Consider the following 21,859-nt stretch of genomic DNA (forward strand, 5'->3'; position numbering starts at 1 on the left):
CTGCAAACAAACCACGCGTGTTGGCTTCGGCCAACGTTCGTCGGTCACCATCCGAATCGTTCGGGTCGCCCGTCGCACATCCATCGTATCGCTCATCCACTTATCTATTTCGCGAAGGCACTTCCCATGACCACATCTTGGCAAACACCGACCGGCATGAGTCGTCGCCACTTCATGCAGCACATGGCAGGATCATCGGCTGCGGCCGGCGCGGCGTTCACGATGGGCAACGCGATCTACGCCAATGCCGACGAGATGAAAAAGAACCGCAAGAGTGCGATTCTGTTGTGGATGGGCGGCGGGCCATCGACGATCGATATGTGGGATATGAAACCCGGCGCTCCCACCGGCGGTCCGTTCAAGCCGATCTCGACGACCGGCGACATGCAAATCTGCGAACACATGCCAATGATGGCTCAGCAGATGAAACACTTGTCGGTCGTGCGCAGCATGTCGACGCGAGAAGCCGATCACAATCGCGGTCGCTACTACATGCACACCGGGTTTGTCCCCAACCCCAATATCGAACACCCCAGCTACGGAAGCGTGATCGCTCACGAATTGATTGGCCAGCGTCCCGAACTGGAAATCCCGCCATTCGTGTCGGTCGGTGGCGCGGCCGCGGGCCCCGGATTCCTGGGCATGGCCTGGAGCCCGTTTTCGGTCAGCAGCAATGGACAGATCCGAAATCTGGACATGAAGCTGAAGGAAACTCGCCTGATGCAGCGGATGGCCGCGCTCAATGCGATCGAAACTGGATTCGAAAAACGCACCCGCGACCTGCCGGCTTCCGAGCATGCGAAGGTGCTTCGAAAAACGTATGATCTAATGACCAGCCAACAGATGGATGCGTTCCGTGTCGAGAAAGAAGACGACGCGACCAAGCAACGCTACGGCACAGACCGATTCGGCCAAGGATGTTTGTTGGCCCGACGATTGGTCGAAGCCGGTGTCCCGTTCGTCGAAGTCGACCTCGGTGGCTGGGATAACCACAACGGCGTTCACGCGATTTTGAAGGACACCAAGTTGCCTCAGTTGGACCGTGCCATGAGTGCGTTGACCGAAGACCTGGCCCAACGCGGGTTGCTGGAAGACACCGTCTTGGTTTGGATGGGCGAATTCGGCCGCACCCCGCGGATCAACCAAGATGGCGGACGTGACCACTGGGCACGTTCCTGGTCCTGCGTTGTCGGCGGCGGCAATCTGAAAGGCGGATTGGCCATCGGCGAAACCAGCAGCGACGGAACCGCGGTTGAATCCGAGCCCTATAGCAGCGAAGATTTGATGTCCACGGTCTGCAAAGGCTTGGGGATTTCCACGGATAAAACGTTCACCAGCAAAAACGGACGGCCGATGAAAATTGCCGGCGGCGGCAAGATCATTACCGACCTACTGGCATAGTGGCAGTGGCGTCGTCCGGTGATTCGCAGAATACCGATAGCGGCACCGTCCCAAGTCCCAGCGACTCGGTAGAACGGTTGCCGGCCGATCTGATCGCGCGCCACCAACGTGGCGTCTGGCGATATCTGCGCATGCTGGGCTGTGACGACGCGATGGCGGACGATTTGACTCAAGAGACATTTTTGCGAGTTCTTCGCCGCGACAACTTCGTTCAACATAGTGACGTCGCCACCAGCAGTTACCTGCGGCGGACGGCGTACAACCTGATGGTGTCGGATCATCGCCGGCGAAAAAAAGTGCAAACCATGGCCGAATCGCCGGTCATGGACGAAATCTGGGATCGCTGGGCGGGCAAAGACCTGGCCGGCGACCGCGCGGTGGATTCGCTGAAAGAGTGCATTCGTTTGCTGACCAAACGAGCTCAATTGGCGTTGCAGATGCGATTCGCCGATGAAGCCACCCGGATCGAGATCGCCGACGCGTTAAACATTACTGACCATGGTGCCCGCAATTTGATGCAGCGGGCCAAAGCCCAGCTTCGCGATTGTGTCGAAGCGAAATTGAAGTTAGACCTGCCTACATGACCAACGCTAACCAACCCGATCCGCAGCGATCAACCGATTCGCGTTCTGGGGATTCCCCAGCCGACGCGTTCGATGAACGCGCGTTCGATGCGTTGCTGGCCGAGGCCATGGGCGGCGCCGAACCACCCGATTTGACGGCTCAAATCCTGGCGCGTCTGAACCAAGACCCCACACCGGCCCCCGCCGTCGAACCGCCGCCAATCCACGCCGCGGTAGTCCGTTCGGGCCAATCCAGCGCGCCGGTGATGGGTGACGGGCCAACACAGCCGCCCATCCAACCCATCGACGCAGATGCCGCCAATTCCACGTGGCGACGTCGCGTGCGGCTAGCCGCGGTGTTAGCTGCCCTGGCTGCCTCCGTTGTCGCGGTCGTTTGGCTCCGCCCCGACGCCGTGCGTCCACTGGAAATCGATGGCCTGGATATCGCCGCCGCGCCCAGTGCGCCGGGTTCCGATTCCGGAAACCCGAATTTGGCAGACACCAGTTCTCCGGATTCTAGGATTGCAGGCCCAAATTCGATCGATCCAAATTCGATCGATCCAAATTCGCCGGATCCGCAGCCTGCGGTGCAGTCGCCGGAACCGGGATCGATCGATCCACCTGCCGCTAGCGATGCGATCGCACAGTCGCGGCCGCCTCGCGGAATCCCGATGGTGCTAGACATCCCCAATGATGGCAGCACAGGCGATGGCAATCCGAATCAGGATGGCAGGGGCAGTTTATCGCCATCGGTCTCTGACATAGCGACCAACTCCGACACGGCGACCAACCGCACAATCGCGGCGGACCGATCGGCGCATCCGGATGCCAGCGAACCGAAGGCTCTTTCGCCGCTGCGTTTGGTGTCCCGTCAAACCGATACACAGATGCGATCCTATTGGGACGCAATTGGGATCCAGCCGGCCACGGCGGCCGAGCAGCCCGAAGTCCTGGCACGTTTCAATGCGGCCACCGGGATTGATTTCCAGCCCGATGATCTAGCGGATGCCGACGCGATTCAAGCTCGACTTGCAGGGCCCCAGGCGGCTCGGCAAGTCGCGAAGCGTTGGCTCGGCGACGTCACCGAAGGCGGTTTGGGACGGATCGATGCGGACGCTCAATCACGTTTGGTGGATGCAGCGGCTGGCGTGTTTGCTGGAAAAACATCCGGCGACGAATTGTTGACCCGATGGTTCAGCGGCGAATCAGAGGATTCATCGTCCTTCTATTCTGCGATGGCGCATGCATCGAAGTCGCTAGCCGATGGGGCATTGGCGCGACGCTTGGCATCGCTGTCGATGGATGCCGACCTTCGCTGCACACGTTGCCACGACGCTTACATCGAAGGCAGCGGACAACAGCAAGATTACTGGTCGTTGATGGCGTTGTTGCAGCGTGACTTGGTTTCCGCCAAAGGCCGCAAGGGTGTTTGGTCGGTTGCCAAATCGGCTTCATCCAAACCCGTCTTTTTCGACCTACCGGATGGTCGCCGCCGGCTTGCCGAGCCCGCTGTGGCGGCCGCTTGGATCGGATCCGATCAACCCGCACTCTCGCTAGGCCAGTGGGCCGACCGCCTGAAAGATTCCGACGCATTGGCCAGCGGACTGGTCAATTCGATCTGGAAGATGGTTCATGGCCAGCCCCTGCGGGGCCGCGTGGTGGACCCGATGAGCGCCCCGCACAACGAGGCACTGCAATCGCTGGAACGTGAATTGACCGATGATCTGCGACGCAGCAACTTCGACCTCGGACGCACCTTGGCGTTGGTTTTGGCATCCCCGGCAACCAATCGCGAAGTGCCCGATTCGCTGAAAAACGCATGGGTGATCGACAATGCCGCCGACCGTTCGGCGGCCGAAGCCTTTGCCGCAGCGGTGCCGGCCCGGTCCAATTTGTCGCTGAATCGACGTCTGGACGAAACGATGCGGGCGATCGGTGCCAAACTGGACGGCGACGGCAATCCCTTGCTGGCCCAACTGGGCGACAGCAGCAAGGGCAACGGAAAAGGGAAGACGCGTCAGGCGGATCGGTTGTCCTGGGACTTCCCCGACCGAGCCGAATCGCTGCCAGTCCAGTGGTTGGTGCCGATGGACGATCTGGCCGATCGCGTCAATCACCTCGGTTATTTGGGCGGAATGACAGAACTTCCCAAATCGATCCTCGCTGCAGCCGATGCGATGCAAGCGGCCGGCGTGGACGACGCAACCCTGCTGAACCGAGTCTGGTGGCTGGTTCGCCAGTAACACCGCCCGTCGGTGCGTGACGTCGCCTCTGGCCGTGGGTTTCGCCAAAATGCGATGGTCGCCGGTTTGGCACGCCAATCGCGTTATAGGTGTGTTGTCGCACATCCGACCCTGGTTTGGACCGTTTTTGTGTTGCAGGTTGCGTCAATCGCAGCATTTTGCAACACCTACAACCGGACCAAAGGCAGATCAGAGCGACGGAAAGCCCGTTTTTTCCGTGGCGAGTGCGATGTACCGAGAATAGACTCGAACGATGAGTCTTCGCAGACTGCTTTTCAACTAAATCACCAACCGGCTTGTTTGTCGCCGCCGGTCCGCCCCCCCCGATGGGAACATCCCCGTCGTGGAGTAGGTTTTGGACTGTTTTCGACATGGAGAAACTTCTCATGGGATTGCGACACGTCGCACGAACCGTTTTCACCTTGGCCATCGCCACGGTGGTTTCGGCGCCATCTTTGGCAGCTGATACCTCCAATGCGGATGGAGCCCAAGTTCGCATTGCTACGTACCGCTTGGCGGATGGGAGCGGATACTTTGCCGCGTCGATCCAGCCTTCGGCCGAACAGGCGTTGATTGCTGCAACCGGTCAATCGCCAGCGGACGTTGTCATCCTGGTCGACACGTCGGCCAGTCAGGTCGGACAGTTCCGAACGGATTCGATCGCCGCCGTGCGATCGATCGCCGAAAAGCTTCGTTCGGGCGACCAAGTTCGCGTGTACGCAGCGGACGTCCATACGGCCGATGTCAGCGGCGATTTCACTTCGCCCTCGGATATCTCGACAGCCACCGCCCAATTGAAAAAGCGTTTGCCGCTTGGCAACACGAACATGGTGCAGGTGATCGACGCCGTTCGATCCGCATTGGTCGCGCGTCCCCAAGGCCGCACTCGATCGATCATTTACATCGGCGACGGTGCATCGATCGACGCGATGGGCGATTCAAAACGCTTTGGTGCTTTGATCGGTGCGTTGCGTGCAGATCGAATTGCAGTCCACTCGTTGGCGATCGGTCCGGCCACCAACATCGAACTGATGGGCGTCCTGGCCAATCAAACCGGAGGCGTCCTGGGCGTCGTATCGCAAGAAAAGGGTGCATCGGTTGCCGCACTAGCCCCGCAAGTGGCTCGCAGTGCAACGACATCACCGATTTGGTTGACCGAAGCCAAGTTGATCGACGGCATGACCAGCATTCAGACCGATCGGCTTCCGCCGCTGCGTTTGGATCGCGATTCGATTTTGATCGGTCGTTTGGCAGCCGGCGCCGAAGCATCGGGAACGATGCAATTGACCGGCGAAACATCGACCTCGTCCGTCCGTATTTTGGCCGACGCTGAACTGGAAGACAGTCATCCCGACTTCGCTTTCCTGGGCGGCTTGGTCAATGAAGCCGTTGCCGATTCGGGTCTGCGATTGGCCACTGCGGGTTCGCCTTTGCTGCGTGAAACCGCTCGCTTGATGACAGCCAAATCCGAAGCTTTGGTTCGTGCTGGTAACATGGCTCTGCAACAGGGCAACAAGCGTGGTGCCAAGGTAGTGGCCGACTTGGCGATTCAAGCCGACCCGAACAACTCCGACGCCATCTCGCTTGAAAAAGCTGCTGGAAACCGCTTGGTGATCCAGAACGAAGGCGGCGCGTTTGATGACATTTTCGGCGGTGCGGAAGCACCGGCCGCACCAACGGCTCCCGCGGCTCCGGCTGCTGGTGATGCGGACCCCTTCGGCGGTGCAGGTGGTGATGCCGACCCGTTCGGCGCTGCGATGGACACGACGGATAGCAGCGGCGACGCATTTGGTGTCGAACCGGCAGCTCCCGTTGCCCCGACCGCTCCTGCGGCTCCAGCTCCCCCAGCGATGGCTGCTCCGCCCGTCGCACCTCCGGTAGCGGCACCGCCTGCGAACGTGCCACGCGTGACTGCACCGATGGCCGGTGGCGGTGGCGTCCGTGGATTGGCTGATTTCGCCACTCCCGTTGGCGACGACGAATTACGCGAAGAAGCGGGCCCGTTGTTGGACCGTGTTCGACGTGAACGTTCGGCCAACGATGGACGCATGCGAGCCTTGGTGCGTGCCTCCCTGCGTGAAGCAGAATCGCGGATTCGCAAAGACCCCACCGGTGTTGCGGGATCGCTGAAAAGCTTGCTGGCAAACTTGGAGACCACTCCCGACCTCGATCCGCAACTGCGAAACGAATTGTTGTCGCAAGTTCGATCGGCCATCCAGATGGCCAGCCGCAGCGAAGCCGAATACAGCGAACAGCAACGCAACTTGGAACAAGTCGTCTCCGGTGCCAACGCATCGGCCCGTTTGATCGAAGAAACGATGCGTCGCGAATCGACGTTGAAGACGCTGTCACAACAAATGAACGCGTTGATCGACGAAGGCCGCTACGAAGAAGCCGACGGAACAGTAACGCTTGAATTCTCTGAAATCGCTGGTGATACGATCACCAAAGACTCGGTCGCTGGTCGTCACTTCACCGACGAACCACTGATGTTGCAGACCTATGCACGTGACCGTCGCTATCGCGAACTGCGTCAACGTAACTTTGTCGATGCGATGTCGTTGGTGCTGAAAAGTGATATCCCCTTCGTTGACGAACCACCCATCGTTTACCCCGATGCAGAAGTTTGGCAACGGATGAGCCGTCGTCGTCTGGAACGATACGGTTCGATCGAATTGGTCGGTGACAACGCGACCGAACGTCGCATTCAAACCGCACTGAGCGACGAAACGTCGCAAACGTTCGTTGAAATGCCATTGTCCGACGCCGTTGCCGAATTGAGCCGGACGCACGATATCCCAATCGTGATCGACAACCGTGCCCTTGAAGAAATCGGCCTGTCGGAAGAAGAACCCGTCGACTTGACGCTCCAGAATGTTTCGCTGCGTTCGTTCTTGCGACTGATGTTGCGAGAGTACGAATTGACCTACGTCATCAAAGACGAAGTCATGCAGATCACCACGATCGAAGCGGCTGAGCAGAACTTGATCAACAAGGTCTATCCGGTCGGTGACTTGGTCGTTCCTGTTATCCAATTGGGTGGCGGTGGCGGCATGGGTGGCGGCGGCATGGGCGGTGGCATGGGTGGCGGTGGCGGTGGTATGGGCGGCGGAATGGGTGGCGGTATGGGCGGCGGCGGAATGGGCGGCGGCATGGGTGGCGGTGGCATGGGCGGCGGTGGCGGCATGTTTGCTGTTCCCGACGACGTGACGCTGGGATCCAAGCAAACCGCTTCGCAACCCGCAGCCGATGCCGAAGCACCGGTTCAGTCGATCGCCAAATCGGACGCATCGATGCGTGCCATCGTTTTGAAGGTCGCCGATGGCCAATCGCGTGATGATGCTTGGGACCAATTCTTTGCTGACCAACAGATTCACGGTGCAAAGGACCTGACCATTTTGGATCAACGCGTCCGTTCGACCGTTGGAATGTTGTCGGCGAAAGCCGATCGTCTGCAACAGCAAGGCGATACCGAGGGCGCCGTCGATCAGTTCGTGCAAGCTCGCGATGCGATCGCCGGTGCGATGCGTGCCGGTCATGTCCAACCTTGGATGTACCAGGCCTATGCGATCGCGTTGAAAGCGACTTCGGCACCGCCGGAAGACGTCGAACGCGCGTTGTTGTCGGCTGTTGATTTCGCCGAAACACCCGAGGACGTTCTGAACGTCGCCGGCCGATTGGAAGACATCGGTGCGACCACAGCTGCACTGCAGCTGTGCCAAAAGGTATCCGTGATGGATCCCTATCGCCGCGACGCTTACGTGATGGGCATGCGATTGGCTCGCCGTGACAACAATGTCGACGGGTTGATGTGGGCATGCGAAGGCATCTTGGGCCAAGCATGGCCAGAGAGTTTTCAGTCGATCGTCGACGAGGCTCGCCTGGTTGCTCGTGCGACCCATGCCGAACTCGTTGAACAAGGACAAACCGAGGCTGCAGGCAAGTTCAACGAAGCGTTGAAATTGGCTGCTTCCCACGACGTGATCGTTCGCGTTTCGTGGACCGGTGACGCCGACATCGACTTGGCCGTCGAAGAACCCTCGGGCACCGTGTGCTCGCTGGAGAATCGTACGACCGCCGGTGGCGGAACCCTGGTCGGTGATTCGTTCCCCGGCAGCGCGGCTGATATCGAAGGGACCGTTTCGGAAACCTATCTGTGCCCCCAAGGGTTCAGCGGACAGTACCGATTGTTGGTCCGCCGTGTATGGGGCAACGTTTCGACGGGCCGCGTATCGGTCGAACTGTTGACCGACGTCGGACGCCCATCCCAGCGTTTCATCCGTCAAGAAGTACCGTTGACTGAAAAAGACGCTTTGGTGGTTTTCGAAGTCAAAGACGGCAAACGCAAAGAAGAAGTTGCCGAGGCACAACTGGCCAATCTACGCGACGTTCAACGTCAAGTTCAGAACGAAGTGTTGGGTCAGTTCATCGGTGGCGGCAATGACAGCAGCCAAGTCCTAGCCGACCTGTACAACGACATCCAGCGAGCCACCGGTGGCGTCGGTGGTGTGGCCGCTGGCCGTGGATTGTTCAATCGACCTGGTGCGGTCGGTTTCCGTCCGGAACTGACGGTGCTTCCCGAAGGTGCCAGTAATTCGACTCTGGCGATCATTTCGGCCGATCGCCGTTACGTTCGAATTTCGCCTGCACCGTTCTTCTCCCAAATCGGTGACGTCACCACGTTCAACTTCGTCACCGGCGACGAAGGATCAGGCACCGGTGGTGCTGGTGGCATCGGCGGCGGTGCTGGCGGGATCGGCGGTGCGGCAGGCGGGATCGGAAACTAGTGCAACGATCCATCGAGGATCGTCGGAACCTTTAGTCGTGGTCTTGGCAGTGGGATTCGCCAGAATTCCTTCACCTACAAAGATTGCTGGCAAAATCCACGACGTCCGTGACGTCATCCAACGATCCTAAACGACCAAGCCGACCTGGAAACAGGTCGGCTTTTTTCGTGGACCGAAGCCAGTTTCACGCCACTTTCGATCGGATGCTTTCTCCCAGAATGCCCTTGTGCGGCAAAAACGAAAATTGTTAGCAAAAATGCTCAAGTTTCGTTTTCATCGAGACTCTCCCGAAAAGGAAGTCCCATGCCCTATGGCGTTTATCTCTCAGCTGCCGGTGCTCATGCGCAGAGCCACCGGATGCAGGTGCTCAGCAATAACCTGGCAAACGTGGAAACGCCGGGCTTCAAGCCAGAACAGACGGTGCTGCAGGCCCGATTCGCGGAAATGATCGAAGAAGGGGAAGTCACACAGGGGCTTGGGGGCGCCGACGATATTGGCGGCGGTGTCACCATCGCGCCCTCGGCGACTCAGCTTGCGGCGGGCCCAATGAAAAAAACAGGGCGTGAAACGGACTTTGCGATCAACGACGAGGAATCGTTCTTTGTGGTCCAGCGTGGCGACGAACAACTGCTGACCCGCGCCGGCGACTTCATGTTCGATGCCAAGGGGCGAATGATCAACACCTCCGGCGACCAAGTGATGTCGAGCGACGGAAGTCCGATTCAGGTTCAACCCGGATTGCCCGTCCAAGTGGCACCCGAAGGACGACTGCGACAAGGCGGTACCAGTTGGGAATTGATGTTGGCCAAGCCCAAAAGCATGGGCGACGTCGCTCACCTTGGCGGCAACCAGTTCAAACCGCTGGCACCGTTTGACCTTGTCGGCGGCAACGATCGAAAGGTAGTAGCAGGGACGTTGGAACAGTCTGCGGTCAGCCCAACCGGCGCGATGATGGAACTGATCGAAACATCCCGAGTCTACGAAGCCAACGTTCGAATGATTCAAAACCAGGACACCGTGATGGGGTCATTGATCTCTCGCGTGCTGCAGGCGTAAACCAACTCAACCGAAAATCAGAGGCTAACTATGAGTGTTCAGACGTTGTACACCGCGGCCACCGGCATGGAGGCGATGGAGACCAAGTTGGACGTGATCGCCAACAACCTGGCCAACATCAACACCACTGGTTTCAAGAAAGACCGCGCCAATTTCGAAGACCTGCTGTACCGCACCGAGGTCTATCCCGGGGTCCAGGACGCCAACCAAACACCGACCGCCGTCGGTACTCAGGTCGGGCTGGGCGTGCGAGTGACCAGCACGCAAACCGACCACAGCCAGGGAACGCTGCAACAAACCGGCCGCGAATTGGATCTTGCGATTCAAGGCAAAGGGTTTCTGCGCGTCTTGGATCCGTCCAGCCAGCAAACCATGTACACCCGGGCCGGCAACCTGGACATCAACGCCAACGGACAACTGGTGATCGGGTCCGCACAGGTCGGCCGCCTGTTGGATCCTCCCATCACCATCCCCCAAGATGCAACCGCCATTCAAATCAACGCCAACGGCGAAGTGATGACGCGGGTCCCCGGACAAGTAGAACTGGCCAACCAGGGGCAGCTACAGATGGCTCAGTTCATCAACCCCGATGGTCTGTTGAAGGTCGGTGAAAACATGTACCTGCAGACCGACGCCTCGGGACAAGAACAGGTCGCCAACCCTGGTGACCAAGGACTCGGGACGCTTCGCCAAGGCAACTTGGAAGCGTCCAATGTGCAACCGGTTCAGGAATTGATTGACCTGATCACGACCCAACGCGCCTTCGAACTCAATAGCCAAGCTGTTCAGGCCGGTGACCAGATCATGCAGAACATCACCAACCTGCGCCGCTTCTAAACGCGACATCCGACTGAAATCCTTTGCCCGCATACGCTCTGTGCTTTTGATGTTTTTGAACCTGCGATTTGTCCTGGCCGCTTTCACGATGACGATCGCTACGATCGCGATCGCTGGGGTGGCAGATGCGCAGCGTCCGAACGCGGGGTCCTTCGATGTAACGATCGACGCCAACACACGATGGTCGTTCCGCACGGTTTCACCCGTGACCGTGACATCGCCGATCGTGCGGCTTGGCGACGTGGTCCAACCGATCGATCCGCATCAATCCGGATGGCAACGGCTCAGCCGATCCGCCATCGGACTGGTTCCGGTCAGCGGCCGGACCATGACGATCCAACGCGATCGATTGAACAAAGCAATCTTGAATGCCGAAGCGACACCGCACGTGATCGATTGGCACGGGCCGACTGAAATCCAAGTCGACTATCGTCAGCCGAGACCGGGCGAACGCGTCCAGCCGGTTGGATTTGTCACGCCTGCGAATTCCGGGACCAGCCCCGCCCCCGTTCCAACGCCTGGCCAAACCTCCGATCTGCCGAACCACGCAGACGATGCAAACCCAAACGCCCCACCATTGCCACTGTCGTTGGTGGATGCCAAGCGAGTGATCCATTGGTTTGAACTGTCCATGACACGGTTCTATCCCGATGTTGCGGAGACCTATGAAGTCGAGGTCCCCAACGACCAGGTGGCTCTGGTACCGCTGCAACACCTGACCGGCGTGACCAATCTGGAATCATTGACACCGATTCGCGATGGAGTTTGCCGCTTCAAAATCATTGCGCGTTCGGTCGGCGGCCCGATCGAATCGGAAATCGAAGTGCGGATGACTTCGCATCCAAAGTTTGTCGTGCCCACACGCAGCATGGGACGCGGCCAACGCATCGGGCCAACGGACTTGGAACTGAAACCGTTTCCGGCCGACCAAGTCGATTCACAAGCGATCTCGGATATCGAGTCGCTGATCGGGAAAGAGACTCGCAACAATTTGCGTGTTGGCCAACTGATCGACTATGCCGACGTCGGCGCCCCTATCCTGGTGCACCGAGGCGATCTGATCGAAGTTCGCGTGCGCGGCGGCGGCGTGACGGTCACAACGAATGCAAAATCGCTGGCCGACGGCGCGGAATCGGACCTGATCGAAATTGAAACCCTGAATCCTCGCAAGCGGCTGATCGCGCGAGTCGCCCAGCACGGCGTTGTTGAAATTGTCACTCGCGCACCGGTGGTCCGATGAAATCAAAATTGTGGCTGGTCGCCACGCTGGCACTCGCAATGCAGTGGATGCCAGGAAGTCACCTGTGGGCTCAGAACAGCTCGTTGATGCACGCGCCGATGCCGACCTCGCCAATGGGGCCGCGGATCCTGGGCGGCCAGTCGCTGGCTGCGGCGGCGATCAATCCCCCTCTGCTAAAACCGGTTTCCCGCAGCAACGAAGCCAATCCGGGCGACGTTGCTGCCGATTCCGAAGATGGCCGGCTGCCAATGGCATCGCCCGCCGCCGGGTATGGTCCGGATCGCCCGCCCGTGATGATCGACCGTGCCAGTTGGACCTATCAACCGGCGCCCCCGGTGCGGACCTTTCAAAAGAATGATTTGGTCACGATCCGAGTGGACGAGATCACCAGCATGATGGCCGATGGAGCCGCCAACCAGCGCAAGCAAACGCTCTACGAAACCATTTTGACCGACTGGGTCAAATTGACCGATTTCCGACTTCGACCAGACCCGCAAGACAATGGGGATCCTTCGATCGCGGCGGAGTCCAATCGAAACTACCGCGCCCAATCCTCGCTGCAGTCGCGTGAAGCGCTGACCTTCAATATCGCGGCCACGGTGGTCGACATTCGCCCCAATGGATCGCTGGTCTTAGAAGCCCGCAAAACGCTTCGAGTCAACGACAACCTTTGGGAAACATCGTTGACGGGAATCTGTCGCGCACAGGACATTGCACCGGACAATGTCGTGCTAAGCAAAGACTTGATCGATCTAGAAATCAAGAAAGAAGACCGCGGGCATCTGCGAGACGGGTACAAACGCGGATGGTTGTCCCGATTCCTCGATCGCGTACGTCCGTTCTGATGCACAGGGAACCACGAATTGTCCCAGTGCCGCATACACACGCGAATCAAGCACATCCCATGAAATCTGACATGACTTGCACGCCCGGCCCTCTTCGATCGACCGGTGTCACCGTGGGGACTGCGGTGTTGGTTGCAGTGTGGTTGGCCGTGTCCAGTTGGACGCCCTGTCAGGCTGCGGGTTTGAAACTGGGCGATGTTTGCCGGGTGAAGGGCCAAGAAACCAACACGCTGCAGGGTTTGGGTTTAGTCGTTGGACTACGTGGGACAGGCGATTCGGGGGCGGCCCCGACGGCCCGGGCACTGGCCCGCATGATGCAGTTGATGGGTGGCCCGATGGCGACCGACCGCACAGGCAACTTGGACCTGGACGACGTGGCCGATGCGAAAAACGTCGCCATGGTCTTTGTCACTGCGCGGCTTAGCAATGTCGGTGCACAACCGGGCGATTTGGTGGACGTGTCAGTCAACGCAATCAACGCCAAAAGTCTAGAGGGAGGCACGTTGATGCTGACCCCGATGTTAGGCCCGCGTGCTGACAACCCGACCGTTTATGCGATGGCCCAAGGACGATTGAACGTTTCGCTGGACGGTCCTGCGACCACGGCAACGATTCAGGGCGGCGCCAAAATGGAAGCGTCGGTCATCGCGAACTACCAAAAGGACGGCAAGATCACGCTGGTCCTTGAAAAAGACTTTGCGAGTTTCGATACCGCACAGCGGGTCGAAGACGAAATCAACAGCCTGTCATCACTAGCGTTAGGCGATCCCGGTGGTTCGACCGCTCGGTCCAGCCGAACCCGGGCCCGCGCGATCGACCAACTGCACATCGAAGTCTCCATCCCCGACCTGTATCGTGAAAACCCAATCAAGTTCATTTCGTTCCTGTTGGGCACGACGATCCAGATTGAATCACATTCCTCACGCGTCGTGATCAACGAACGTGATGGCGTCGTGGTGATCGGCAAGGATGTGGAGATCGCACCGGTGCTGGTGACGCACCGCAGCCTGCGCATCGAAGCCGGCGGATCGGGTGGATTTGTTCAGATCGGCGACAAAGCGGATCTTCCCGTGAACGCCAAATTGAACAGCCTGGCCGATGCGCTCAATGCACTGGATGTGCCAACATCGGACCTGATCGCGATTATCAAAACGCTAAAACGAAAAGGCGACTTGTACGGCGAAGTGGTTTTCCAGTAGTGCTTGGATAGAAACGCACCCTCGAAGCGACGTCGACACGACCATGTCGGCGGTCAGCGTCTTCGGGATATACATTTTTCTTGTAGTCAGAGGTTCGGTGATGGATGCACGATCGATCGGTTCATCGACTTCGATGCCGTTGCCACAGCGTGCCGCGCCCCAGCCCCCATCGTCGTTGTTGCCATCGGCAACTGCGGACCCCACGGGGAAAGATGCGGCCGCGCTGAATGCGATCACGGAACCATCGGAACTACGGGACGCTTTCACTCAGTTCGTCGGGCAAACCATGTTCGGCACCATGCTGTCGTCGATGCGAAAGACAGTCGGAACCCCGGCGTACATGCACGGTGGACGGACGGAAGAAGTCTTTCAACAACAGATGGATCAATACATCGTCGAAGACTTGACGAAGACGTCGGCCGACACGATTGCCGACCCCATGTTCGAACTATTCAATTTGCAACGGAGATCGTGATGACGTGGTCCAATCGCGTGGAGAGATATCTGAACGAGCTGGAAGAAACGGCCAACACCATCGACCTGATCTTGGATCAAACGCGTGTGCAAACCGTCGCGGTGCAGCCCGGTCAGATCGACGAATCGACTCGGCAGTTGCAGGCGGCCCTGGCGGTGTTGGAGGAAAAGATCGCGGAGCGTGAAGAACTTTTGCGCGATCCCGACGCTCCGCCAAGCGGGCTGACGCTGACCAAGAAACTGATGAGCAGTCTGAAGATCGAAGATGCGCGGCTGGCACTCCGCTGCCGCGACTTGGCCAGCACGATCGAACTGGCGCACACTCGCGCCGTGTCCCTGTTCGTTTGCCAGTTCCACTTGTCGAACTTGACGACGGAACTGGTTCAGACGCTGACCGGCGCTACTGCGCCGCAGACCTATCCATCGCCCAATGGCGAAAAGGCTCCGTCCAGCGGCGGCGGACTGTTCGACGAAGCTGCCTAGAAATTCGTTCGATCGGATTCATCCTGTCGATAGCGTCGCTTGATTCGCAGGCCCCCCTAGGCGGAAGTGCACCGAAATCCCCTACGGCCCCAGCAGCGGCGACCAACCACACACTGCGGAAGTTGGGGCCGGAATTGCCGATCGCTGCACAGCGTCCGATTATTCATGGGGCAGCCTGGTGGGCGGGGTCAGAATAGCCCTAGAAACTGTTTCCGTTCTGGATTGTTAGGTTAGAATAGGTCGGATGCTGTCAGCACCGGGATCAAGGTGCCTTTTCAACCGCACCTTCTCTAGCAGCCATTCGACGTGACCGTCCTTCCTCTAGCACGCGAATTTACCATTCGTTCATCCGCCGACCATGAATCCGCCTGTCGGGTCGATCAGGTTCAAGTCGTGCCTTGGGGAGGCTTGAGCGACGCTGACCGATTGCGATGGCGTCAACTGCGAGCAACGCAATCGGAATTGCGAACCCCGTTTTTCTCGTTGGCATTTTTTGACGCGGTCCAAGCCTCTCGAGGCGACGTGCTTTGTGCCGTGATGCGATCCGGCGGACAAGTGGTTGGTTTTCTGCCGTTCCACCGGATCAACCATATCGCGTGGCCGGCAGGCCGTTTCGTCAACGATGCACACAATGTTGTGGCGCACCCCGATACGACCTTCGATTGGTGTTGGTTGTTGAAAGAATGCCAAGTGAAAGCGTACGACTTCCATTCGATGGTTGGTTCGATGTCAAACATCGAACAAGTATCGTTCCAGGGAATCACGGAATCGTTTCGCGCCGATTTGGGAAACGATTCAAAGCAGTTCCTGGCAGGCTTAGAGAAACAGCACAAAACCATTCGTCGCCAAGAGCAGAAGTCACGCAAATTGGCTCGCGAGATTGGGCCGATCAGCATCGAAATCGATTGTCGCGATCCGTCGATTCTGCAGCAGATGATCGCATGGAAACGGGACCAGTATCGACGCACCAACATCTTGGATCTGTTCACACCAGAGTGGACACGCAATATGGTCGACCAATTGCACCGGTCCAATGGTCCCGACACGCGTGGCTTGTTGTCGGTTCTTCGCGCCGGTGACACGATTGTTGCCGCCCATTTCGGAATGCTAGAAAACGGGTTACTGCATTACTGGTTCCCCACATACGACACCGCCTTTTCTCGCTATTCGCCCGGCACGGCTCTGTTCAAAGAGATCATTCGCGTTGCGGACCGCCACGGCATTCGCTGTATCGACATGGGCTATGGCGAACAACCCTACAAACGCAAGCAGACCGACACCATCACGACCGTCAAACATGGTTGTGTCACCCCGTCGTCCGTTTACAGGAATATGCGAGCGATGCGTTTGGCGGCGACCAACGTGATCAAACAATTCCCGATGAAAACACAGCTGAAGCAGGTGCTTCGGACCGTGCAGCCAAACGCGGGCATTTCCAAACTGCAGTAGCAGTAGTGTGGGACAATCGCCAACGGGGAAGCAATGTCAGCGTTTCGCCAATGCCCCCACCGAGCAGACCCGCGACACAATCGTTTAACCGTGCGGGCAACGCCCCACGCGTCCCCCCACCCCACCGAGCAGATCCGCGACACATTCGTTTAACCGTGCGGGCAACGCCCCACGCGTCCACATACCCCACCCCACCCGACATCCCTTGAGCACGCGACCGAGCGAGATCAGCCCGATGCATTCGTTTGAGCCCTTAGGTGGTGTATTCCGAATTGAATCGCACGTATTCGCAGGTCAGGTCGCTGGACCAATAGTCGGCCGTCCCGGGGCCATCACCGACGGTCAGTTCCAGCGGCACTTCTTTTTGGGCACGCATCTTTTCGCTAAGCGATTTTGCATCGAAGGGGACCGGCGTCCCATCGCGATAGATTTCTTGCCCACAGATCGTCAGTGATGTTTTGGCGGGGTTGATCTTGGCTTCGGCATAACCAGCGGCGGATACGATTCGCCCCCAATTGGGATCGCCACCGGTGATCGCGGTTTTGACCAAGGGGCTGGCCGCGACCGTTTTCGCGATCACTTCGGCGTCGTGGGTATTGCCGGCACCGGTGACGCGGATCGCCATCGTATGGGCCGCGCCTTCGCCGTCTTCGACCAATTGTTTGGCCAACGCGATCGCGACCTCGTTGATCTGAATCTGGAACTGTGCCAAATCATCACCGGCCAAAGGTTCGCCCTGACCGCTGGCCAGCAGCAAAAACGTGTCGTTGGTGCTGGTGTGGCCATCGACGCTGACGCGGTTGAAACTGCGATCGGCGGCTTCGGCAAGCACCTGCTTGATGGAATCAGCCGAAAGCGGCGCGTCGGTTAGCATCACCGCCAACATGGTGGCCATGTTGGGCGCGATCATCCCGGCACCTTTGGCCATCGCGGCAAATCGAATTTCGCGATCGCCGATCTGGATCGTGCGGGTGACGGTTTTGCGTTCGGCATCGGTGGTCCGGATCGCTTCGGCGGCGCGGACGAAGGCGGGTGATTCGGCGGACAACTCCTTAGCCGCTTGGCCGATCCCGGCGGTGATTTTGTCCATTGGCAAAGGGCGGCCGATCACACCAGTGCTCATCACCAAAACATCTTCCTGGCTGCATCCGATCTGATCGGCGACCATTTGACACATCGATTTGGCATCGTCCATCCCGGCGTCACCGGTGCATGCGTTGGCGTTGCCACTGTTGGTGACGACGGCGCGAAGTGTGCTGGACGGTGTTCGGCTACGCGACAGAACGACCGGAGCCGCCACCACTTGGTTCAGGGTGTACACACCGGCAGCGGTGACCGGGTGGTCCGCCACGATCAGTGCCAAGTCGGATTTGCCGCTGGCTTTGATGCCACAGGTGACGCCGGAGTAGCGAAAGCCGGCTGGCAGATGATCTTCGGAATGATCCATATCGTTTGGGTGGGGTGCTAGAGATCGGGTGGAAGGTGAAACGTAAAAATCGTTCGAGTTCGAAACGCTTGGGCCGTATCGAAAGGACGCATGATCCGTCAGATTGGTGAGGTATTGAATTGGTAAGGTATCAAATTGGCAACGTGTCGAATTGGTAATCGCGATTGACTCGGCCTGACAATGCGACTGGCATCGGCCGCCTAGCACTCATCCGCTCTGTCACTTATCTATCCGCTCTGGGGACGGTTTTGAATCATCCGCCAAACTTATCGACCCCCGTTGCCCGTTCGTCGCAGGAATCTGCGTCGTCGCAGGAATCTGCGTCGTCGCCGGAATCCGCGTCGTCGCCGGAAGCGATGTTAGGCCCGGGCGATGATCCATCGATTCCAGACGATATCGTAAGGACTTCGGGGCTGACCAAGCGATATGGGGACTTTGACGCACTTTCGGATTGTTCGGTTCGCGTCGCTCGCGGCGAAGTTTTCGGACTGCTGGGCCCCAATGGTGCGGGCAAGACGACTTTGATCCGATCTCTGCTGGGGTACCTGCGGCCCACATCGGGAACCAGCCAAATCGACGGGATCGACCCGCAGGTCGATGGTGTGGGGCTTCGCAGTCGGGTGGCCTACCTGCCCGGCGATGCTCGGTTGCCACGCCACATGCGGGGCGGCGGCGTGCTGAAGTTCTTTTCCGAGATTCATCCTGCTGGCAACCTAGACCGCAGCGCCGCGATCGCCGAACAATTGGAACTCAATACCCGCACGCGAGTCGCATTCATGTCGACCGGAATGCGTCAGAAACTGGCGTTGTCGGTCGTTTTGGGACTGGAAACGCCGCTTTTGATACTGGACGAACCCACCGCCAACTTGGACCCGACAGTCCGAGCCAAGGTGTTGGATTTGGTCGTCGCCGCACAGCAGCGAGGCCGAACGGTCATGTTTTCGTCTCACGTGTTAAGCGAGATCGAAGAAACTTGTGATCGAGTCGCCTTCCTACGAAAAGGTCGGCTGGTGCATCAATTGACGATCAGCGACTTGTTCCAGCGGCATCGGGTGACGGCGAAAGCAAGCCCCGATTTCGATCCCGCGGCAATGACCGTCCCCAGCGACCTGCGGTCCAAGGTGCAGGTATCGACGGTCAAACGCGGCGGCCAACCCATGGTTTGCATCGACACGGCGGGCGACTTGGCACCTCTGTTAACTTGGATCGATTCACTACGGTTGGCAGGAATACGAATCGAACCGTTGGGGCTGCGTGCGGTTTACGACGCGGTCCATTTTGGTGACGCGGTGCACCTCGGTGACGCGGTGTCGGCGGGCAACGCGGGCCTTGGCGAGGGCCAGGTTGGCCAAGTGAAACAGGACGCACGGTGAGCCCATTGAAAGTGGATCAATCGACATTGGATCATGCAACCAGATCGGGAACGAACATGGAACCGGTGACGCGCGCCGTGGATGGGTTCGTCAATCGAATTTTGGTTCGCAAATACATCGGTCAATCAATGCCTCTGTTCGTGGCCTGCGGGTTGGCATTGTTTGCTTTCGCTTGGGTCCGCGTGTGGGTGGTGTCGCTTTTGGACATGGGCCAGTTCCAGACCATTTTGGAACAGTTTCGTGACTTCGAAAAGTTCGCGCCGATTGGGTTCGATGCGCTGTTCACCTATCCCGGTCGCGTCGGGATGACCTATGACGAACCCATCGTGATGTTGTGCACCGTCATCTGGTGCATTGCGCGTGGCAGTGACGTGATCAGCGGCGAAATGGGGCGTGGAACACTTGAAATGCTGCTGGCCCAGCCCATTCGGCGACGGACCTTAGTGCTGTCGCATGCCACGGTTTCTGTGGTGGGATTGTTGCTACTGTGTTTGCTAGTTTGGGCCGGGATTGGCGCCGGCATCATGGCCACTAGCGTCGAGGAATCCGTCGCGCCACCCAGTTTTCGGATTCCGATTTTCAACATCGATGTGCCGTTGACGGTGGATCAACCAGAAACCCAAACGGTCCCGCTTCGCGAACGAGTGGATCCGGCGATGTTTGCGGCGTCCACGTTCCATTTGTTTGCCTTTGGTTTTTTCTTGTTGGGGTTGGCGACATTGTTCAGTTCGCTGGATCGCTATCGATGGCGAACGGTGGGGGCCATTGTCGGGGTGTATGTGATCCAATTGGTGATGTTTGGCCTGGGCAAAGCGGCCGAATCATTACAGTGGATGTTGTCGCTGTCCTTTTTCAGCTGTTACAAGCCGCAAAAGATGACGGAGATCGTCGCCAAAGAAGGGTTAGCAGGCCCTTGGAGCCTGATCAAGACGGCCCCCGACGTCGCTCTGCCACCGCTGGTTTACCCCTTGATTCTGATTGGATTGGGGACCGTTTTTTACGCGGTCGCCATCGCTCATTTTCAGCGGCGGGATTTGCCAGCGCCCCTGTAGGGGATCCGCTGGGCCTCGTCGAAGATCGGGTTTTTCCCAGGCCGCGTCGGTACCCGCGGTGTCACGCATTTGGCCTCGATCTTGCGGACGCCGGTCCAATGCCATCGCCCGGGTGGCCCCGGTGGCCCGGGTGGCCCCGGTGCCCTGGGGGTGATAGAGGCGATCATTAACGAAAGGTAAGCGGTGTGGTACCTTGTCGCCGACATCCGCAGCGCCGCCGATCGGGCAGCGGGAACGAATTCTTTTTTCTCGACTGAGAACATGTTGGTCGCACTTAGCATTCTGGCTGGTTTGGTACTGTTGGTCGTTGGCGGTGAACTGTTGGTTCGCGGTGCCGCGTCGCTAGCCGCCGCGTTCCGAATCTCTCCTCTGGTCATCGGTTTGACGGTGGTAGCGTTTGGCACCAGTGCACCGGAACTGGGGGTCAGTCTGCAGGCATCGTTCTCGGGCAACGGAGACGTTGCGGTCGGCAATGTCCTAGGCAGCAATATCATCAACGTGCTGTTGATCCTTGGACTGGCCGCGTTGGTGGCACCGTTGGTCGTGTCGAGTCAACTGATCCGCAAAGACGTACCGCTGATGATCGGTGCATCGCTGGTCGTATGGTGGATGTCCCTGGACGGTGCAATCGCTCGCTGGGAAGGGATCACGCTGTTCGTCGCCTTGTTGATTTACATCGGATACAGCATCGCCAGCAGCCGCAAAGAGAGCTTGGCGGTGCAGGATGAACTGGAAGAATACGGCACCTCCATCACCGGCAAAAAGGCCATGGCGGTCCAGGTCAGCCTGTTGATCGGCGGACTGGTACTGCTGGGGATTGGATCGAACTTGTTGGTCGATGGAGCGACGACGGTGGCGACCAAGATAGGGGTCAGCAAGCTGGTGATTGGCTTGACCGTCGTGGCGATCGGAACGTCGCTGCCCGAGATGGTGACGTCCGTGGTCGCTAGCTATCGCGGACAACGCGATATCGCCGTCGGCAATGTCGTTGGCAGCAACCTGTTCAACCTGCTTTGCGTGCTGGGGCTGACCGCAGCAATTTCGCCCACCCCGATCCCCGTGTCGCCGGCTGCGATCGGGTTCGATATCCCGGTGATGGTCGCGGTCGCATTGATTTGCTTTCCCGTTTTCGCAACGGGCAACTTGGTTCGCCGCTGGGAAGGCGCGATGTTCGTGCTGTACTACGTCGCCTATACCGCGCTGATCGTGCTGTCGGCGAAAGGGTCGCCCCTGACAACGAATCTGCAAAGCGTGATCGCCTACGGAGTCGTTCCGCTGACGCTGTTGACGTTTGCAGCCACCCTGTTCGTCGGCCGACGTACGACCAAAACGATCCAGTAAGCGTCATGCGTTCGTTTCCGACGGGCATCACGCAACACGTCTTGCTCGTTTCGGTTGCCTGAAAACGCC

The 21,859-nt window shown here is 58.6% G+C and carries 16 protein-coding genes; 15 read left to right on the forward strand and 1 reads right to left on the reverse strand.

Features of this window, described 5'->3' with window-relative positions; all coding sequences use genetic code 11:
- Positions 1 to 126: 126 nt before the first annotated feature.
- From K227x_RS21185 to K227x_RS21240, 12 genes are all read left to right on the forward strand, one after another.
- The gene (locus tag K227x_RS21185; RefSeq protein ID WP_246146010.1) at positions 127 to 1,401 is read left to right on the forward strand and encodes a DUF1501 domain-containing protein; all 1,275 of its coding nucleotides are present in this window, start codon (positions 127 to 129) and stop codon (positions 1,399 to 1,401) included.
- The gene (locus tag K227x_RS21190) at positions 1,401 to 1,985 is read left to right on the forward strand and encodes an RNA polymerase sigma factor (RefSeq protein WP_246146011.1); all 585 of its coding nucleotides are present in this window, start codon (positions 1,401 to 1,403) and stop codon (positions 1,983 to 1,985) included. Before K227x_RS21185 ends, K227x_RS21190 begins: the two co-directional genes overlap by 1 nt.
- Positions 1,982 to 4,207: a hypothetical protein gene (locus K227x_RS21195; protein WP_145172692.1), complete on the forward strand. Its 2,226-nt coding sequence runs from the start codon at positions 1,982 to 1,984 to the stop codon at positions 4,205 to 4,207. The genes K227x_RS21190 and K227x_RS21195 overlap by 4 nt, the downstream gene beginning before the upstream one ends.
- A gap of 386 nt (positions 4,208 to 4,593) precedes the next feature.
- Positions 4,594 to 8,994, forward strand: a complete 4,401-nt coding sequence (locus K227x_RS21200; protein ID WP_145178226.1) for a VWA domain-containing protein — start codon at positions 4,594 to 4,596, stop codon at positions 8,992 to 8,994.
- Between the two features lie 303 nt (positions 8,995 to 9,297).
- Positions 9,298 to 10,050: a flagellar hook-basal body protein gene (locus tag K227x_RS21205; protein WP_145172694.1), complete on the forward strand. Its 753-nt coding sequence runs from the start codon at positions 9,298 to 9,300 to the stop codon at positions 10,048 to 10,050.
- Positions 10,051 to 10,080: 30 nt separating this feature from the next.
- Positions 10,081 to 10,887: a flagellar basal-body rod protein FlgG gene (gene flgG / locus K227x_RS21210; protein WP_145172696.1), complete on the forward strand. Its 807-nt coding sequence runs from the start codon at positions 10,081 to 10,083 to the stop codon at positions 10,885 to 10,887.
- Positions 10,888 to 10,936: 49 nt separating this feature from the next.
- Entirely contained in the window at positions 10,937 to 12,127 is a 1,191-nt protein-coding gene (gene flgA, locus K227x_RS21215) for a flagellar basal body P-ring formation chaperone FlgA (protein ID WP_145172698.1), read from the forward strand.
- On the forward strand, positions 12,124 to 12,972 hold the full coding sequence (locus K227x_RS21220) for a flagellar basal body L-ring protein FlgH (RefSeq protein ID WP_145172700.1): 849 nt from the start codon (positions 12,124 to 12,126) through the stop codon (positions 12,970 to 12,972). Before flgA ends, K227x_RS21220 begins: the two co-directional genes overlap by 4 nt.
- A 59-nt stretch (positions 12,973 to 13,031) precedes the next feature.
- A complete protein-coding gene (locus tag K227x_RS21225) occupies positions 13,032 to 14,171 on the forward strand; it encodes a flagellar basal body P-ring protein FlgI (RefSeq protein ID WP_246146012.1) in 1,140 nt (379 codons plus the stop codon).
- Positions 14,172 to 14,271: 100 nt separating this feature from the next.
- A complete protein-coding gene (locus tag K227x_RS21230; RefSeq protein ID WP_246146868.1) occupies positions 14,272 to 14,646 on the forward strand; it encodes a rod-binding protein in 375 nt (124 codons plus the stop codon).
- A complete protein-coding gene (locus tag K227x_RS21235; RefSeq protein ID WP_145172702.1) occupies positions 14,646 to 15,128 on the forward strand; it encodes a hypothetical protein in 483 nt (160 codons plus the stop codon). The genes K227x_RS21230 and K227x_RS21235 overlap by 1 nt, the downstream gene beginning before the upstream one ends.
- Before the next feature lie 306 nt (positions 15,129 to 15,434).
- Positions 15,435 to 16,577, forward strand: a complete 1,143-nt coding sequence (locus K227x_RS21240) for a GNAT family N-acetyltransferase (protein ID WP_145172704.1) — start codon at positions 15,435 to 15,437, stop codon at positions 16,575 to 16,577.
- Between the two features lie 253 nt (positions 16,578 to 16,830).
- Here K227x_RS21240 and argJ read toward each other — a convergent pair whose 3' ends face one another.
- Positions 16,831 to 18,024 carry a bifunctional glutamate N-acetyltransferase/amino-acid acetyltransferase ArgJ gene (gene argJ / locus K227x_RS21245; RefSeq protein WP_145172705.1) on the reverse strand — a complete coding sequence of 398 codons (1,194 nt, stop codon included), beginning with the start codon at positions 18,022 to 18,024 and terminating at the stop codon, positions 16,831 to 16,833.
- A 356-nt stretch (positions 18,025 to 18,380) separates the two neighbouring features.
- Between argJ and K227x_RS21250 the strand changes: the two genes are divergently transcribed.
- The 3 genes from K227x_RS21250 to K227x_RS21260 all read left to right on the forward strand — a co-directional run bounded on the left by K227x_RS21250 (position 18,381) and on the right by K227x_RS21260 (position 21,790).
- Positions 18,381 to 19,397 (forward strand): ABC transporter ATP-binding protein, encoded by a 1,017-nt coding sequence (locus K227x_RS21250; RefSeq protein ID WP_145178232.1) that lies wholly within the window; start codon positions 18,381 to 18,383, stop codon positions 19,395 to 19,397.
- Entirely contained in the window at positions 19,394 to 20,449 is a 1,056-nt protein-coding gene (locus K227x_RS21255; protein ID WP_246146013.1) for an ABC transporter permease subunit, read from the forward strand. The genes K227x_RS21250 and K227x_RS21255 overlap by 4 nt, the downstream gene beginning before the upstream one ends.
- Before the next feature lie 183 nt (positions 20,450 to 20,632).
- Positions 20,633 to 21,790, forward strand: a complete 1,158-nt coding sequence (locus tag K227x_RS21260) for a calcium/sodium antiporter (protein WP_246146014.1) — start codon at positions 20,633 to 20,635, stop codon at positions 21,788 to 21,790.
- Positions 21,791 to 21,859 lie beyond the last annotated feature (69 nt).

Source organism: Rubripirellula lacrimiformis, assembly GCF_007741535.1.
Classification (GTDB): Bacteria; Planctomycetota; Planctomycetia; order Pirellulales; family Pirellulaceae; genus Rubripirellula; species Rubripirellula lacrimiformis.